Here is a 14,532-nt window from a genome sequence, read left to right as displayed (position 1 = left end):
GCCTGGCGGTCGCCACGCTCGGTGTCGCGGTACTGCGGCGCGGGCGCTTCGGCCGCCGGCTCATCGCCCTGCGCGACAGTGAGGCCGCCTACGCCACCCTCGGCGGGAATCTGCTGCTGGCCAAGGTCGCGGTGTTCGCGCTGAGCGCCGGTCTGGCCGGGCTGGGCGGTGCCCTGTTCGGTATGCAGATGGGGTCGGTGACCCCGGAACAGTTCAATTTCGTGGCCGGGATGCCGATCTTCCTGGTCGCGGTGTTCGCCGGACTCGGCGCGCTGGGCAACGGCCTGTTCGTCGGCGTGGCCCTCTACGGCCCGCTGCTGGCGGTCCCGGTGCTGTTCCCCTCGACCGAGAATCTGATCCATGTGATCCCGGCGCTGGCCGGTATCGCGTTCGGCGGCGGTGTGGTGAGCCACGGCGCGGTGGCCCGGATGCGGGAGGGTTTCGAGGCCGCGATCCGCAACCGGTTCGCACTGGCCGCGATGATCGGTATCCCGGTGGTGCTGTGGCTGCTGCGGCTGGCCGGTGCCGTCGACGGCTGGATCCTGTTCTGGGGTTCGGTGCTCGGCGTTTTCGCGGTGCGGATCTGGGCGAACAACCGGGAGCAGCGGGCGGCCGCGGGCGAGCCGGACGTACCGGTCGAATGGTGGGGCGTGAAACGCCCGTGGCGGACCGGGGACAAGGAGGTGCTCGACGATGCCATCGCTGCTGCACGTTAGCGATATCACGGTCACCTTCGGTGGCCGCCGGGCGCTCGACGGTGCCGGCCTGCGGGCCGAGGCCGGGCAGGTCACCGGACTGATCGGCCCGAACGGGGCCGGTAAGAGCACGCTGTTCGACGTGATCTGCGGATTGCGCCGGCCCGCGGCGGGCCGGATCCACCTGGACGGCAAGGACATCACCCGTGCCGCGCCCGCGCGGCGGGCCCGCCACGGTATGGCCCGGACCTTCCAGCGGCTCGAGCTCTTCGGCCGGCTGTCGGTGCGGGACAACCTGCTCGTGGCCGCCGAACTCGGACCGCACCGGCGGCACGCCAAACAGATCGCCGACGAGATCATCGACCGCCTCGAACTGGGTTCGCGCGCCGACGATCTCGCCGACGCCCTGCCCACCGGTCTGGCCCGGCTGGTGGAGGTCGGCCGGGCGCTCGCCGTCCGGCCGACCCTGCTGCTGCTCGACGAACCCGCCGCCGGCCAGGACAGTACGGAAACCGACAGGTTCGCCGATCTGCTCCGCTCGGTGGCCGCCGACGGCACCGCGGTGGTGCTGGTGGAACACGATATGGGTCTGGTGATGAGCGTCTGCGATCACATGTACGTCCTGGATCTGGGCTCGGTGATCGCCGAGGGGCCACCGGAGGTGATCCGCGCCGACGAACAGGTGCTGGCCGCGTATCTGGGGGCCGCATGACCACCATGCTGGAACTGCGCGGGATCCGTGCGGCGTACGGGGCGATCACCGTCCTGCACGGTGTCGACCTGAGCGTGCGGGCCGGTGAGGTGGTGGCGCTGCTCGGGCCCAACGGCGCGGGGAAGACCACCACCCTCTCCGTCGCCGCCGGAGTACATCCGGTGTCGGAGGGGGAGTTGCGGCTCGGCGGCCGTCCGGTCAACGGCGTCGATCCCCGGGATCTGGCGCGCGCCGGCGTCTGCCTGATTCCCGAAGGACGCGGGGTCTTCCCGAATCTGACGGTCCGCGACAACCTGCTGATGATGACCTTCACCGGGCGGCCGCGGGAACAGATCGAGGAGATCGCCTTCTCCCGGTTCCCGATCCTGGCGCAGCGGGCCGATCAGACCGCCGGCACGCTGTCCGGCGGTGAACAGCAGATGCTGGCCCTGGCGCGCGGGCTGGCCACCGACCCCGCGGTGCTGATGCTCGACGAATTGTCCATGGGCCTGGCGCCACTGGTGGTGGGCCGGCTCTACGAGCAGGTCGCCGAGATCGCCCGGCAGGGCGTCGCGGTGCTGATCGTCGAACAGTTCGCCGCCGCGGTACTGGATATTGCCGACTCGGCGGCCGTACTGGTCCGCGGCCGGGTCGAGTATCAGGGCCCGCCCGACGCGGGGCTCCGCAACGAATTGGCCACCCTCTATCTAGGAAGTTCATCATGACCGAATCCACCCGTGCGGACCGTTTCGTCCAAGAACTCGCGGAGTTGAAGATCCCCGATCCCGCCGCCGGGCGCGGTGCGCTGTGGCTGCGGCTCGGCGTCGCGCTGCTGGTGCTCGGACCGGTGGTGACGCTGCTGGCCTATCTCATGTCGCACAACACCTCCGACGCGCTGGTGCAGCGCGACGCGCTCACCATCGCCCTGGCCGGGGTGGCGTTGAGCGTGGTGGGCGCGGCGCTGTTCCTGCGTTACTCGCTGACCGGCGTGCTGCGCTACTGGATGGCCCGGCAGTCCTACGATCTGGCCCAGCTGGCCGGCCGGCTGCCCACCGCCACCGCCGAGCAGTACGGGGAGGTCGGCGCCACGCAGCGATGACAGGTGTCCGCGCACCCCGGTGAACAGCGTGGTCACCGCGGTGCACCGGAGTCACCCGAGGCGGGCGGCGCAGACCACCGCGGGTGGACCGGCGGGGTCGCGATGCGGCCCTGCCGGGTGCGCCGTGCCATCACGGCGCTCCCGGTAGCGGCGGGTGACCTATGACGAGAGGGAGTTGATGTGTCCGACGGTATGAGTTTCGAACTGAGCGAGGATCAGCGGCTGATCCGGGACGCGGTGGCCGAACTGGCCGCCAAATTCGACGATCAGTACTGGATGGAAAAAGACCGGGAACACGAATTCCCCACGGAGTTCTATCGCGCCATCGCCGACGGCGGATGGCTGGGCCTGTGTATTCCGGAGGAGTACGGCGGGCACGGTCTCGGGATCACCGAGGCGTCCATCCTGGCCGAACAGGTGTCGCGCTCCGGCGGCGGGATGAACGCCGCCAGCTCGATCCATATGTCCATCTTCGGGATGCAACCGGTGATCGTGCACGGTTCCGAAGAGCTGAAACAGCGAACCCTGCCCCGGGTCGCGCAGGGTGATCTGCACGTCTGCTTCGGCGTCACCGAACCCGGATCGGGTCTGGACACCAGCCGCATCACCACCTTCGCCCGCCGCGACGGCGACCACTATGTGGTCAACGGACGCAAGGTGTGGATCTCCAAGGCGCTGGAGTCCGAGAAGATCCTGCTGCTGACCCGTACCCAGAAGTACGAGGACGTCGAGAAGAAGACCAGCGGTATGACGCTGTTCCTCACCGATATCGACCGCGATCACATCGATATCCGCCCGATCCCGAAGATGGGCCGCAACGCGGTCTCCTCCAACGAGGTGTTCATCGACGACTTGCGGATACCGGTGGAAGACCGGGTCGGGGAGGAGGGCCGCGGTTTCGAATATCTGCTGGACGGCCTGAATCCCGAGCGGATGCTGATCGCGGCCGAAGCGCTGGGCCTGGGCCGGGTCGCACTCGACCGCGCGGTCCGGTACGCCAACGAACGCGTGGTCTTCGGGCGCCCGATCGGCAAGAACCAGGGCATCCAGTTCCCGCTCGCCGATTCGCTGGCCCGCCTGGACGCGGCCGAACTGGTGCTGCGTAAAGCGACCTGGTTGTACGACCAGGGCAAACCCTGTGGCCGGGAGGCCAACACCGCCAAATATCTGTGCGCGGAGGCCGGTTTCGAGGCCGCCGACCGGGCGATGCAGACGCACGGCGGGATGGGGTACTCGGAGGAATATCACGTCTCCCGGTACTTCCGGGAGTCGCGCGTGATGCGGATCGCGCCGATCAGTCAGGAAATGATCCTCAACTATCTGGGGTCGCATGTGTTGAAGATGCCGAGGAGTTACTGATGGCAGCGAAGAACGGACTATTCGACCTGACGGGGCGTACGGCGCTGGTCACCGGTGCCGCGGGCGGTATCGGTTCGGCCGTGGCCCGGGCCTTGGCCGCGCAGGGGGCGGCCGTACTGGTCACCGATCTCGACGGTGACGCCGCCACGGCGGTCGCCGAGAAGATCACCGCCGACGGCGGGACGGCGCGGGCCTGCGCCCTGAACGTCGCCGATCCCGAGTCGGCGGTCGAGGCCGCCCGGCAGGGCGCCGAACTGGGCGGCGGGACGCTGAACGTCGTGGTCAACAATGCCGGGATCACCGCCCCGTCGATGTTCCCGAAGACCACCCCGGAATCCATGCGCAAGATCTTCGACGTGCATGTGCTGGGCACCTTCAACTGCAGCCAGGCGGCGCTGCCGTACCTGCCGTCCGACGGCACCGGCCGCATCATCAACGTGACCTCGTCCGCGGGCCTGACCGGCACCCTGGGCCAGGTGAACTATTCCGCCGCCAAGGCCGGGATCATCGGAATCACCAAATCGCTGGCCCGGGAACTGGCCCGCAAGAACATCCTGGTGAACGCGCTCGCCCCGCTGGCCGCGACGTCGATGACCGAAACCATCCGCACCGACGAGAAATTCGCCGAGCAGATGATCAACCGTATCCCGCTGCGCCGCTGGGCCGAACCCGACGAGGTGGCCGGCGCGTTCGTCTTCCTCGCCTCCGATGCCGCGTCCTTCGTCACCGGGCAGGTACTGCCCGTCGACGGCGGCATGGTGATGTGATGACCGCCTCCGGCCCATTGGGCGGGGTGCTGGTGGTGGCGCTGGAACAGGCGGTGTCCGCGCCCATGTGCACCCGCACCCTGGCCGATTTCGGCGCCCGGGTGATCAAGGTCGAGAACCCGGCCGGCGGTGATTTCGCCCGCCACTACGACGATGTGGTGGCGGGGCAGGCCGCGCATTTCGTCTGGGTCAACCGGGGCAAGGAATCGGTGACACTGGACCTGAAATCCGAGCGGGGCCTGGCGGTTCTGCACGATCTGCTGGCCCGCGCCGATGTGCTGGTGTCGAATCTGGCGCCCGGCGCGACGGCGCGGCTGGGTCTTTCCCCCGGCGATCTCGCCGAGCGGCATCCCCATCTGATCGCACTGGAGATCGACGGATTCGGCGCGGGTGGCCCGCTCTCGCACAAACGCGCCTACGACCTGCTCGTACAGGCGGAATCCGGGGTGTGCTCGGTGACCGGGCGACCGGGTGAACCCGCGAAACCCGGCCCAGCGGTCGCCGATGTGACCACGGGACTGTATGCGGCGCTGTCGATCCTGGCGACCCTGTATGGACGTCATCGTGACGGTGGCGGCGCGGGGTCCGCGATCGGTATCAGCCTGTTCGACACCATGGCCGAGATGATGGGCTACCACCTGAACTACACCCGGCACTCGGGAGTGGAACAGCAGCCGCTGGGGATGAGTTCCCCGGCGGTCGCCCCCTACGGCGCCTACGCGACCGGCGACGGCCAGACCGTTGTCCTCGGCACCACCAACGACCGCGAATGGCAGCGGCTGGCCCGGGAGATCCTGGGCCGTGCGGATCTGGCCGAGGACGTGCGGTTCCGCACCAATTCCGATCGGGTGCGCAATCGCTGGCAGCTCGACGAGGCCATCGGCTCCTGGTGTGCGCGCCATTCGCTGGCCGAGGTGCAGAAGGCGGCCGATGACGCCGGGATCGGCAACTCCCGGTACAACACCGCCGCGGAGTTGATCGACCATCCGCAGCTCACGGCCCGCGACCGGTGGCGCGATATCGACAGTCCTGGCGGTCCGGTGCCGGCCCTGTTGCCTCCGGCGGTGATCAGCGGTTTCGATCCGCCGATGGGCGCGGTCCCGGGGCTGGGCGAACATACGGACGCGATCCTGCGTGAATTCGGGCGCGGCGACGCCGAGATCGCAGAGTTGCGTGCGGGATCGGTGATCGGGCCCGCCTACGCCGCGGCGAATGGATTACGGTCGTGAGCGGGCCGCACCGGACCGTAGCCGGTGGCTCCGGTCCGCCGGGGGGTAGTGGCCGTTGCCGTTCGGCCGGTGACCTGGTCACGGGCCGGGGCGCCGCGGCCAGGCGCCCGATGCTCGGATACCGCCGGTGAGCGCGGAACCGGTGGCCGGAACGGACGCGGCGCCCGGACTACTGGTCGCCGACCGGGACGGAGTGCGCACTGTGACTCTGAATCGCCCGCATCGCAAGAACGCGATGACCTGGGCGATGTGGCAGGAACTCGCGGATGTGCTGCGCGATACCGGCGGCGACCGCGCGATCCGGGCGCTGGTCCTCACCGGCGCCGGGGGCGCGTTCTGCTCGGGGGCCGATATCTCGGTACCCGATGCGCGGCATCCGATGGACAAGATGCGGATCTTCACCGATCTGGCCCAGCAGCTGCACGATCTGCCGACTCCCTCGATCGCCAAGGTCACCGGGGTGGCGGTCGGCGCGGGCTGGAATCTCGCACTGGGCTGCGATCTGGTGGTGGCCACCCCGGACGCGTCGTTCGCCCAGATCTTCGCCCGGCGTGGGCTGTCGCTGGACCTGGGCGGTTCGTGGCTGTTGCCGAAACTGGTCGGGTTGCAGCAGGCCAAACGCCTGGCCCTGTTCGCCGAAACCATCGATGCGGCACAGGCCGAGGCGCTCGGGCTGGTGACCTGGGTGGTGGCGGCCGAGGAGATCGATACGTTCACCGACGAGGTCGCCGACCGGCTCGCCGCCGGGCCGCCGGTGGCGCTGGCACAGACCAAGGCGTTGCTCAACGAAGGCGCCGATTCGACAATGCGGGAGGCCCTGGCCGGCGAGGCCCGGGCCCAGGGAGTCAATTTCGCTACCGCCGACGCGCCGGAAGCGTACGCGGCCTTCGCCGGGAAACGCTCGCCGCGGTTCACCGGCACCTGGTCGCTGCCACCGGCCGGCGGTGAGAAAAGGAGCGGGTAGATGCGGGAAGTTGTGATCGCCGGCGCGGTGCGGACACCGGTCGGCAAACGTAAGGGCGGCCTGTCCGCGATGCATGCCGCCGATCTCTCGGCGCTGGTGCTGCGGGCCCTGGCCGAGCGCACCGGGGTCGACCCGGCGCTGGTCGACGACGTGATCTGGGGTTGCGTCTCGCAGGTCGGTGACCAGTCGAGCAATATCGGCCGCTACGCGGTGCTGGCCGCCGGCTGGCCGGAGTCGATTCCGGGCACCACGGTGAACCGGGCCTGCGGATCCAGTCAGCAGGCGCTGGATTTCGCGGCCCAGGCGGTTATGTCCGGACAGCAGGACCTGGTGGTCGCGGGTGGGGTGGAGGTGATGAGCCGGGTACCGCTGGGCGCCGCCCGCGCCACCGGGCAGCCCTACGGTCCGTCGGTTTTCGCCCGGTACGACGATTTCTCGTTCAACCAGGGGATCTCCGCGGAACTCATAGCCCAGAAGTGGGGTTTCACCCGGACCGTCCTGGACGAGTATTCGGCGCGCTCGCACGAACTGGCCGCCGCGGCCCAGGACCGTGGCGCGTTCACCGGGCAGATCGTCGCGGTGGACGCGGCCGCCGGGGAATTCACCGAGGGCGGGCGGATCACCGCGGACGAGGGGATCCGCCGGGGGACCACGGCCGACAAGCTGGCGAACCTGAAACCGGCGTTCCAGGACGACGGCGTCATCCACGCCGGGAATTCCTCGCAGATCTCCGACGGCGCCGCCGCGCTGCTGGTGACCACCGCGGAGAAAGCGGCCGAACTCGGGCTCACTCCGCTGGTGCGCTATCGCGGTGGGGCGGTGGCCGGCTCCGATCCCGTGCTCATGCTCACCGGGCCCATCCCGGCGACCGAGAAGGTGCTGCGCAAGACCGGGCTGGCCCTGTCCGATATCGGCGTCTTCGAGGTCAACGAGGCGTTCGCGCCGGTCCCGCTGGCCTGGCTGGCCGAAACCGGCGCCGCCCCGGAACTGACGAACCCCCTGGGCGGCGCCATCGCGCTCGGGCATCCCCTGGGCGGCTCGGGAGCGGTGCTGATGACCCGCATGATCCATCACATGCGGGACAACGGGATCCGCTACGGGCTGCAAACCATGTGCGAGGGCGGCGGGACCGCCAACGCCACCGTCGTCGAACTCGTCTCCTAGGAAGATCATGCGTCGCGATCTGTTCACCCCCGACCACGAAGCGTTCCGGGAGCTGGCCCGCGAATTCATCGAGAAGGAGATCGTCCCCCACTACCCGGACTGGGAGAAACAGGGCCGGATGCCGCGGGAGGTCTTCCGGCGTATGGGCGAACTCGGCCTGCTCGGCACCGCGCTTCCGGAAGCGTACGGCGGCACCGGCCTGCGGGACTACCGCTACAACGTGGTGCTGCAGGAGGAGGCACAGCGGGCTCTGGTGACGCTCAGCACCGTGCGCACCCAGCTCGACGTGATCCTGCCGTACTTCCTGGAGTACGCGGACGAGGCCCAGCGGGAGCGCTGGTTTCCCGGTCTCGCCGACGGCACCCTGCTCACCGCGGTCGCCATGACCGAACCGGGTACCGGCTCCGATCTCGCCGGGATCCGCACCACCGCCGTCCGCGACGGCGACCACTACGTGCTCAACGGCGCGAAAACCTTCATCACCGGCGGTCTGCTCGCCGATCTGGTGGTCGTGGTGGCCCGTACCGCCACCGATCCGGACAACCGGCGCGCGGGCCTGACCCTGCTCGTGGTGGAGGACGGGATGGCCGGTTTCGAACGTGGCCGGGTGCTGGACAAGATGGGCTGCAAGGTGCAGGACACCGTGGAGCTGTCGTTCACCGATGTCCGGGTTCCGGTGGCGAACCGCCTGGGCGAGGAGGGTGCCGCCTTCGGCTATCTCGGCCACAATCTGTCCCAGGAGCGGATGACGGTGGCGGTGGGGTCGGTGGCGCAGGCGCGGGCGGCGCTGGCGGCCACCATCGAGTACGTGAAGGAGCGCAAGGCGTTCGGTACACCGGTGGCCTCGTTCCAGAACACCAAGTTCGAACTGGCCGCCATCTCCGCCGAGGTCGAGGCCGGGCAGACCATGGTGGACCGCGCGGTGCGCGATCTGGTGGACGGTGAACTGTCCGGCGCCGACGCCGCCCGGGTGAAGCTGTTCGCCACCGAGACCCAGGCCCGGGTCGTGGACCGTTGCCTGCAGCTGTTCGGCGGCTACGGCTACATGATGGAGTACCCGATCGCCCGGCTCTACACCGACGCGAGGGTGGCGCGGATCTACGCGGGAACCAGCGAGGTCATGAAAGTTATCATTGCCAAAGACCTCGGTTTGTGATGTATAGCACACTTAATAATTTGATGAGATATGCGTCACAGGTGCCCGGTCGACCCTACTGTTTCACCAGTTGGTTTATCGAACGGAGTACCCGGTGATCGGTTCGCGGGATGAACATGGGGCTGATTGCCTACTGGACGCCGACTGCGCGGTCGGCCCGGGCCTACGTCCCGTCGACATCATGCGGGCGCACGCCCGCCGCCATCCGCTACGGCACCGGCTGGCGATCGTCGCGCCGAACACCGTGGACGCGGTGCGCTACGCGGGCGGGTTCATCTTCGACCGCATGATGGGCGGCTGGGAGGTGATCGCCGTGCTCACCGAGCACGACGATGTGCGCCCCCTGGAAATCCTCGGCGCCACGGTCCTGGACCTGCCCACCGCCATGGCCTCCCCGGTGCACGACACCTGGCCGGAAAGTGTGCTGCTGGCCCCCGACGTCTTCGTCTCGAACGAATGGGTCCGCACCGGCGCCATCGCCTGCCTGGACAACGGCCTGGCCGAATTCGCGGTCTGGGGTGACGACCTGCCCGCCGAACTCGCCTGCCGGGTCGCCTCGGCGCACCACCGCCTGAGCTCGGCGGCCCAGGCGTTCAAACGATGCGCCCTCGCCGCGGCGGGAATCCCCGAACTCGACCGCGAGGACGTCGAGGTCTTCCACAGCGGTGAAGTGCTGCTGGCCGACCTGCGCGGCAGGCAGGGGCTGGTCCGCGCGGTCTGATGGCGGAATCACCGGCCGGCCGGGTCGCCGTGTCGGGCCTGCGCGGTGAGGAAACGCTCGGCGAACTCCGAGAGTTCGTCGCGCTGCTCGGCGGGGTCGGTGGCGGTGGCGGTGGCGGTGACGACGATCCGGCCGACCCCTTGCGCGGTGAACGCCGCCAGCCGTTCGTCGGTGAGGTCCAATCCGCTCCAGCGGGTGTACTGCAGGGCCTCGGGGTCGCGTCCCACCTGCGCCGCGGTCGCGCGGGCCAGGTTCCACTGGGCCGCCCGCGCATCGGGCAGCAGTGCGCCGCCCGCGAAGTATCCGTCACCGCGCCTGCCCACCCGCCGGGCGGCGGCATCGCTGGAACCGCCCACATGGATGGGCAGGGTGGTCGACCGGTACGGCTTCGGGAACTGGACCAGATCGTCGAACGAGAAGAACTCGCCGTGGAAGGAGACGCCGTCCTCGCCGCCGGCCCAGAGCAGCCGCAGCACATCGATCGCCTCGTCCGCGCGCCGCCCCCTGGTCCGGAAATCCACACCTGTCGCCGCGGCCTCGGCCGGCAGTACGCCCAATCCCACGGTCAGCAGCCGCATCCGGCCTTTGGACAGGACGTCGATGGTCGCCAGCTGTTTGGCCAGTACGACCGGATCCCGGTACGGCAGCAGCAGTACACCGGTGCCCAGCAGTAGCCGGTCGGTCACCCCGGCCACGAACGCCAGAGTGTCGAGCGGGTCGAGAAACGGCAGCGCGGGGTCCACCTCGATTCCGTGCATACGGGCGCCGGGGTGCAGCACCAGATGTTCGGAGAGGTACAGCCCTTCGAATCCGAGCGCTTCCGCGTGGCGCGCGTACTCCGCGATGCGATCCGGGTCGGTGCCGAAATGGGCGGTGTTGTAGCTGACGGCGTACTTCATCGTCTTCCTTCCGATACCCACCCGGTGCCGATGCGCCCGGACCCGGTCCGGCGGACCGTCGATTCCAGCCGGAACCTGTTCCCGGAGCCCGGTATTCCCGGTCGCCGGCCCGCGCCGCGGCAGGCGGGGTGGGTGTCGTGATCCCGCGGCCGGTGCGCGAAATCCGGGCAAACGTTGCAATCCTTACGAGGATTGACGTAATGTCGGTCACACTGAAGTCGTCTCTGCCCGTCCGGGAAGGTTTGTCAGGCAGGTGTTCTCGCTGTCGTGCCCGAGATGAACGCGCGGGCCGATATCGGTGCCGCGCACCGGCGGGTCCGGCAATCGTCCGGCAAGGCAGGAATCGCGCCGTCCCCTCTCGGAACCGGCAGCGCAGCAATCTCGATGAGGTAGTGCAGTGGTGAAGAAAATCCTTCCGATGGGGGTGCTGGGACTCGCCGCGGCGCTCGTCCTCTCGGCCTGCGGTGGTTCCGGCGGGGGAACCGAACTCAGTGGCACCCGGGCCACCGGCGATCCGATCGTCATCGGCGCCCAGGCGCCGCTGAAGGGCGCCACGGCCTATCCCCAGAGCGGTTTCGGGATCGACGCCGCCGAGTACTACATCAACGAGGTGCTGGGCGGCATCCACGGCCGCCCCATCGACGTGGATGTGTGCAGCGGCGACGGCAGTCCGGAGACCTCGATCAACTGCGCGAACGGCTTCGTCTCCCGCAAGGTCCCCCTGGTGGTCGACGCGGTGGACCAGAGCATGGGTGCGGCGGTGCCCATCCTCGGATCGGCGGATATTCCGATCATCGGCACCCTGGCCGGATCGTTCCTCGCCGATCAGGCGGGTTACGGCAAGGCGTTCTATTTCACCGGACCGGTATCGTTCGCCTCGCTGAGCAGTATGACGCTGTTCGATTCGATGGGTAAGAAGTCGGCGTCGCTGGCGGTCAACGAATCGCCGACCAGTCATGCGTATGTGGACGATCTCATCCGTCCCATCGCCGGCAACCTGGGCATCGACGTCAAGGTGCAGTATCCGCCCGCCGCGGGGGCGAACCTGAATGTCGTGGCAGCCACCCAGATAGCCGACGATCCGGACGTCGCCGGGGTCATCGCGCTACCCGAGGACGCCTGTACCGACCTGTTCACGGCGCTGCGGCGGCAGGGCTACGAGGGCATGATCCTGGCCGGTTCGTGCTCGCAGTTCATCGAGCGGATGGGAGCCCAGGGCGCGGGCGTCGTCACCCAGCCGCGCCTGTGGGTGCCGCTCGCCGAGGAGTCGGCACCGCCGAAAGTGCGAGAACAGCTGGACCTCTTCGCGAAGGCGATGGACGCGGTCGGCCACGGTGACGAACTCTCGTCGCGTTCGCTCTACACCTTCGCCGCCCTGGTCAATATCGCGAACATCCTGAACGCGGCGGGCGGTACCGAGGTCACGGCCGAGACGGTGACCGCGGCATTCACGAAGGTCGCCGGATTCGAATCGTTCGCCGGACCGACCGTCACCTGCGACGGAAAACAGTGGCCCGGTGTGCCCACCACCTGCAACGGTCAGGCGATCTTCTTCGAGGTCCAGGACGACGGCACCCTCGCGCCGGTGAACGAGGCCGGCTACGTCGATCTGGATCTGTCCGTCCTGCCGCCGTCCTGAGCCGCGGCGACAACGGAGCGACCCGATGGAAACCTATCTTCAGTTCGTGGTGCTGGGCCTCGGGCTCGGAGCCGTATACATCGGCCTGGCCAACGGTTTGCTGCTGGTCTACCGATCGACCGGCATCATCAACTTCGCTCAGGGCGCCACCGCCATGTGGGGCGCGTATGTCTTCGCCCAGCTGGGCGACGACGGCACGCTGGTGCTGCCGGTCGGGAGCGTGCGGTTCGCGGAGCCGCCGCCGATCTGGGCCGCCGTGCTCATCGGCCTGCTGTCCGCGGTCGTCCTCGGGCTGATCACCCATTACCTGGTGTTCCGTCCGGTGCGCAACGCTCCGGTGCTGGCGCAGGTGGTCGTCTCCGTCGCGCTGATGCTCACGGTGCAGGCGCTGGTGGTGATCCGGTTCGGCCCGAACAACATTCCGGTCGAGGAGCTGATCCCGCCGGGATCGGTGCAGCTGTTCGGGGCGCGGCTCTCCTCCGCGGAAATCCTCATGGCCGCGATCATGGTGGCGACTTCCGTGCTGATCTGGGCCTATTTCGGATTCACCCGGCTGGGTGCGGCGACCCGTGCCGCGGCGGCGAACCCCCGTGGGGCCGTGCTGCTCGGCTTCTCGCCGGACCGGCTGGCCGCGATCGCGACGGTACTGGCGGCGCTCGTCGCCACGCTCGGGGTGATGCTCGGGTCGAGCCTGACCGGCCTGAACCCGATGAACTACACCCTGCTGGTCGTGCCGGCCCTGGCGGTGCTGCTGGTCGCCCGGATGGAGTCGGTCGCAGTGATCGCCGTCGCCGCGCTGGTTCTCGGTGCCTTTCAATCCCTGGTGAACCTCTTCACCGGCAAAGAGTGGTGGCCGGTATGGGCGGCGTCGGGGCTGGATCAGGTGGTGCCGTTCGTGGTGGTCATCGTGATCCTGCTGGTGTTCGGGAGCAGGCTGCCGTCGCGCGGATCGTTGCAGACGATCAAACTGCCCGACGTTTCCGTTCCCGTGTTCCGGCCGGTTCCGGCGCTGATCCTGCTCGCGGTGGTGGGCGTCGCGCTGGCGTCGTCGTCGGGTACCTACCGTTTCGGCCTGACCTACTCCATCATCCTGATGCTGCTCGCGCTGTCGTATGTGGTGATCACCGGCTATCTCGGGCAGATCTCGCTGGCGCAGACGGCATTCGCCGGCGCCGCGGGCTTCACCCTGTCCAAGCTCACCACCGGCTGGGCCATGCCGATGCCGCTCGCGATATTCCTCGGCGCGCTGGTGGCGGCATTGCTGGGCATGCTGGTCGCACTACCCGCGTTCCGCATCCGCGGCGCCCAGCTCGCCATCGTCACCATCGCGGCCGCGCTGGCCATCGAACGGTTCGTCTTCAACAACTACAGTCTGACGCCCGCCTCCGGAAACCCCATCGCGAATCCGACCCTGTTCGGCCTGAACCTCGGTATCCGGGAGGGCAGTGAAATCGCCCGCCTGCCGTTCTCGCTGCTGGTGCTCGCCGTCGCCGCCCTCGTCGTCTGGGCCTTCATCCGGCTCGCCTCGGGCACTACCGGACGGACATTCCTGGCGGTCCGGGCGAACGAGCGGGCGGCCGCCTCCGTGGGTATCGATGTCCGGCGGACGAAATTGCTCGGCTTCGGGCTCTCGGCGTTCATCGCCGGCCTGGCGGGCTGCCTGATCGGCTACAGCGCCGGCCAGCTGTCCGCGGAATCGTTCACGGTCTTCGTGGGCCTGCAGGTGCTCGCGGTCGCCTACCTCGGGGGGATCACCTCGTTCAGCGGCGCCGCCATCGCCGGAGTCCTGGGGCCGCTCGGGATTCTCTATGTGGTGTTGCACGAGGTCCTCGACCTGGGCGACTACTACGCGCTGATCTCCGGTATCGCGCTGATCGCCACCGCCATCCTCAACCCGGTCGGTATGGCGGGCGAGGCCCGCCGGATAACGGATCTGGTCCGGGCGCGCCGGAGACCGCCGCGGTCGACCGCCCACGCGCAGCGCGCGGATAACGCGAAAGAGGCGGTGGGACAACCATGACCGAGCCGACGCCCGCAGGCCTGGCGACCACCGACCTGACTGTCCGATACGGGGGAGTGGTGGCCAACAGCGCCGTCTCGCTCACCGTGCGGCCCCACGAGATCGTGGGACTGATCGGACCCAACGGAG

At 68.8% G+C, this 14,532-nt stretch carries 14 protein-coding genes and 1 pseudogene; 14 read left to right on the top strand and 1 reads right to left on the bottom strand.

The window, feature by feature from the left end:
* From ACWDU1_RS17355 to ACWDU1_RS17305, 11 genes are all read left to right on the top strand, one after another.
* Positions 1-716, top strand: a 716-nt coding sequence (locus tag ACWDU1_RS17355; RefSeq protein WP_449999605.1) for an ABC transporter permease subunit, incomplete at its 5' end; no start/stop codon positions are given.
* The gene (locus ACWDU1_RS17350) at positions 694-1,407 is read left to right on the top strand and encodes an ABC transporter ATP-binding protein (protein ID WP_449999604.1); all 714 of its coding nucleotides are present in this window, start codon (positions 694-696) and stop codon (positions 1,405-1,407) included. The genes ACWDU1_RS17355 and ACWDU1_RS17350, both read left to right, overlap by 23 nt.
* Positions 1,404-2,111 carry an ABC transporter ATP-binding protein gene (locus ACWDU1_RS17345; protein ID WP_449999602.1) on the top strand — a complete coding sequence of 236 codons (708 nt, stop codon included), beginning with the start codon at positions 1,404-1,406 and terminating at the stop codon, positions 2,109-2,111. Before ACWDU1_RS17350 ends, ACWDU1_RS17345 begins: the two co-directional genes overlap by 4 nt.
* The gene (locus ACWDU1_RS17340) at positions 2,108-2,485 is read left to right on the top strand and encodes a hypothetical protein (RefSeq protein ID WP_449999600.1); all 378 of its coding nucleotides are present in this window, start codon (positions 2,108-2,110) and stop codon (positions 2,483-2,485) included. The genes ACWDU1_RS17345 and ACWDU1_RS17340 overlap by 4 nt, the downstream gene beginning before the upstream one ends.
* Before the next feature lie 192 nt (positions 2,486-2,677).
* Complete coding sequence (locus ACWDU1_RS17335) at positions 2,678-3,844, top strand: acyl-CoA dehydrogenase family protein (protein ID WP_449999607.1); 1,167 nt, start codon at positions 2,678-2,680, stop codon at positions 3,842-3,844.
* On the top strand, positions 3,844-4,611 hold the full coding sequence (locus ACWDU1_RS17330; RefSeq protein WP_449999598.1) for an SDR family NAD(P)-dependent oxidoreductase: 768 nt from the start codon (positions 3,844-3,846) through the stop codon (positions 4,609-4,611). Before ACWDU1_RS17335 ends, ACWDU1_RS17330 begins: the two co-directional genes overlap by 1 nt.
* Positions 4,611-5,840, top strand: a complete 1,230-nt coding sequence (locus tag ACWDU1_RS17325) for a CaiB/BaiF CoA transferase family protein (RefSeq protein ID WP_449999596.1) — start codon at positions 4,611-4,613, stop codon at positions 5,838-5,840. Before ACWDU1_RS17330 ends, ACWDU1_RS17325 begins: the two co-directional genes overlap by 1 nt.
* Positions 5,841-5,967: 127 nt before the next feature.
* Entirely contained in the window at positions 5,968-6,804 is an 837-nt protein-coding gene (locus tag ACWDU1_RS17320; protein WP_449999595.1) for an enoyl-CoA hydratase/isomerase family protein, read from the top strand.
* Positions 6,805-7,968, top strand: a complete 1,164-nt coding sequence (locus tag ACWDU1_RS17315) for a thiolase family protein (RefSeq protein WP_449999594.1) — start codon at positions 6,805-6,807, stop codon at positions 7,966-7,968.
* Positions 7,969-7,975: 7 nt separating this feature from the next.
* Positions 7,976-9,124: an acyl-CoA dehydrogenase family protein gene (locus ACWDU1_RS17310; protein ID WP_449999593.1), complete on the top strand. Its 1,149-nt coding sequence runs from the start codon at positions 7,976-7,978 to the stop codon at positions 9,122-9,124.
* 181 nt (positions 9,125-9,305) lie between these two features.
* Entirely contained in the window at positions 9,306-9,845 is a 540-nt protein-coding gene (locus tag ACWDU1_RS17305; protein ID WP_449999592.1) for a hypothetical protein, read from the top strand.
* Between the two features lie 8 nt (positions 9,846-9,853).
* On the opposite strand, the gene ACWDU1_RS17300 is transcribed toward ACWDU1_RS17305, so the two are convergent.
* Positions 9,854-10,744, bottom strand: coding sequence for a TIGR03619 family F420-dependent LLM class oxidoreductase (locus ACWDU1_RS17300; RefSeq protein ID WP_449999591.1), 891 nt, complete (start codon positions 10,742-10,744; stop codon positions 9,854-9,856).
* Between the two features lie 397 nt (positions 10,745-11,141).
* Here ACWDU1_RS17300 and ACWDU1_RS17295 point away from each other — a divergent pair, with 397 nt between their 5' ends.
* From ACWDU1_RS17295 to ACWDU1_RS17285, 3 genes and pseudogenes are all read left to right on the top strand, one after another.
* Positions 11,142-12,383 (top strand): ABC transporter substrate-binding protein, encoded by a 1,242-nt coding sequence (locus ACWDU1_RS17295; protein WP_449999589.1) that lies wholly within the window; start codon positions 11,142-11,144, stop codon positions 12,381-12,383.
* A 25-nt stretch (positions 12,384-12,408) separates the two neighbouring features.
* Positions 12,409-14,403 carry an ABC transporter permease gene (locus tag ACWDU1_RS17290; RefSeq protein ID WP_449999587.1) on the top strand — a complete coding sequence of 665 codons (1,995 nt, stop codon included), beginning with the start codon at positions 12,409-12,411 and terminating at the stop codon, positions 14,401-14,403.
* Positions 14,400-14,532 (top strand): annotated as a pseudogene (locus ACWDU1_RS17285) (ABC transporter ATP-binding protein); the annotation flags it as partial. The gene ACWDU1_RS17290 and the pseudogene ACWDU1_RS17285, both read left to right, overlap by 4 nt.

The organism is Nocardia sp. NPDC003345, from assembly GCF_053589395.1.
This window is presented reverse-complemented; position numbering and strand designations above follow the sequence as displayed.

Coding starts and splice junctions, on each gene's coding strand:
- ACWDU1_RS17315 (WP_449999594.1), top strand. CDS start 6,805: ATGCGGGAAGTTGTGATCGCCGGCGCGGTGCGGACACCGGTCGGCAAA.
- ACWDU1_RS17350 (WP_449999604.1), top strand. CDS start 694: ATGCCATCGCTGCTGCACGTTAGCGATATCACGGTCACCTTCGGTGGC.
- ACWDU1_RS17335 (WP_449999607.1), top strand. CDS start 2,678: ATGAGTTTCGAACTGAGCGAGGATCAGCGGCTGATCCGGGACGCGGTG.
- ACWDU1_RS17300 (WP_449999591.1), bottom strand. CDS start 10,744: ATGAAGTACGCCGTCAGCTACAACACCGCCCATTTCGGCACCGACCCG.
- ACWDU1_RS17305 (WP_449999592.1), top strand. CDS start 9,306: ATGCGGGCGCACGCCCGCCGCCATCCGCTACGGCACCGGCTGGCGATC.
- ACWDU1_RS17310 (WP_449999593.1), top strand. CDS start 7,976: ATGCGTCGCGATCTGTTCACCCCCGACCACGAAGCGTTCCGGGAGCTG.
- ACWDU1_RS17290 (WP_449999587.1), top strand. CDS start 12,409: ATGGAAACCTATCTTCAGTTCGTGGTGCTGGGCCTCGGGCTCGGAGCC.
- ACWDU1_RS17330 (WP_449999598.1), top strand. CDS start 3,844: ATGGCAGCGAAGAACGGACTATTCGACCTGACGGGGCGTACGGCGCTG.
- ACWDU1_RS17325 (WP_449999596.1), top strand. CDS start 4,611: ATGACCGCCTCCGGCCCATTGGGCGGGGTGCTGGTGGTGGCGCTGGAA.
- ACWDU1_RS17340 (WP_449999600.1), top strand. CDS start 2,108: ATGACCGAATCCACCCGTGCGGACCGTTTCGTCCAAGAACTCGCGGAG.
- ACWDU1_RS17345 (WP_449999602.1), top strand. CDS start 1,404: ATGACCACCATGCTGGAACTGCGCGGGATCCGTGCGGCGTACGGGGCG.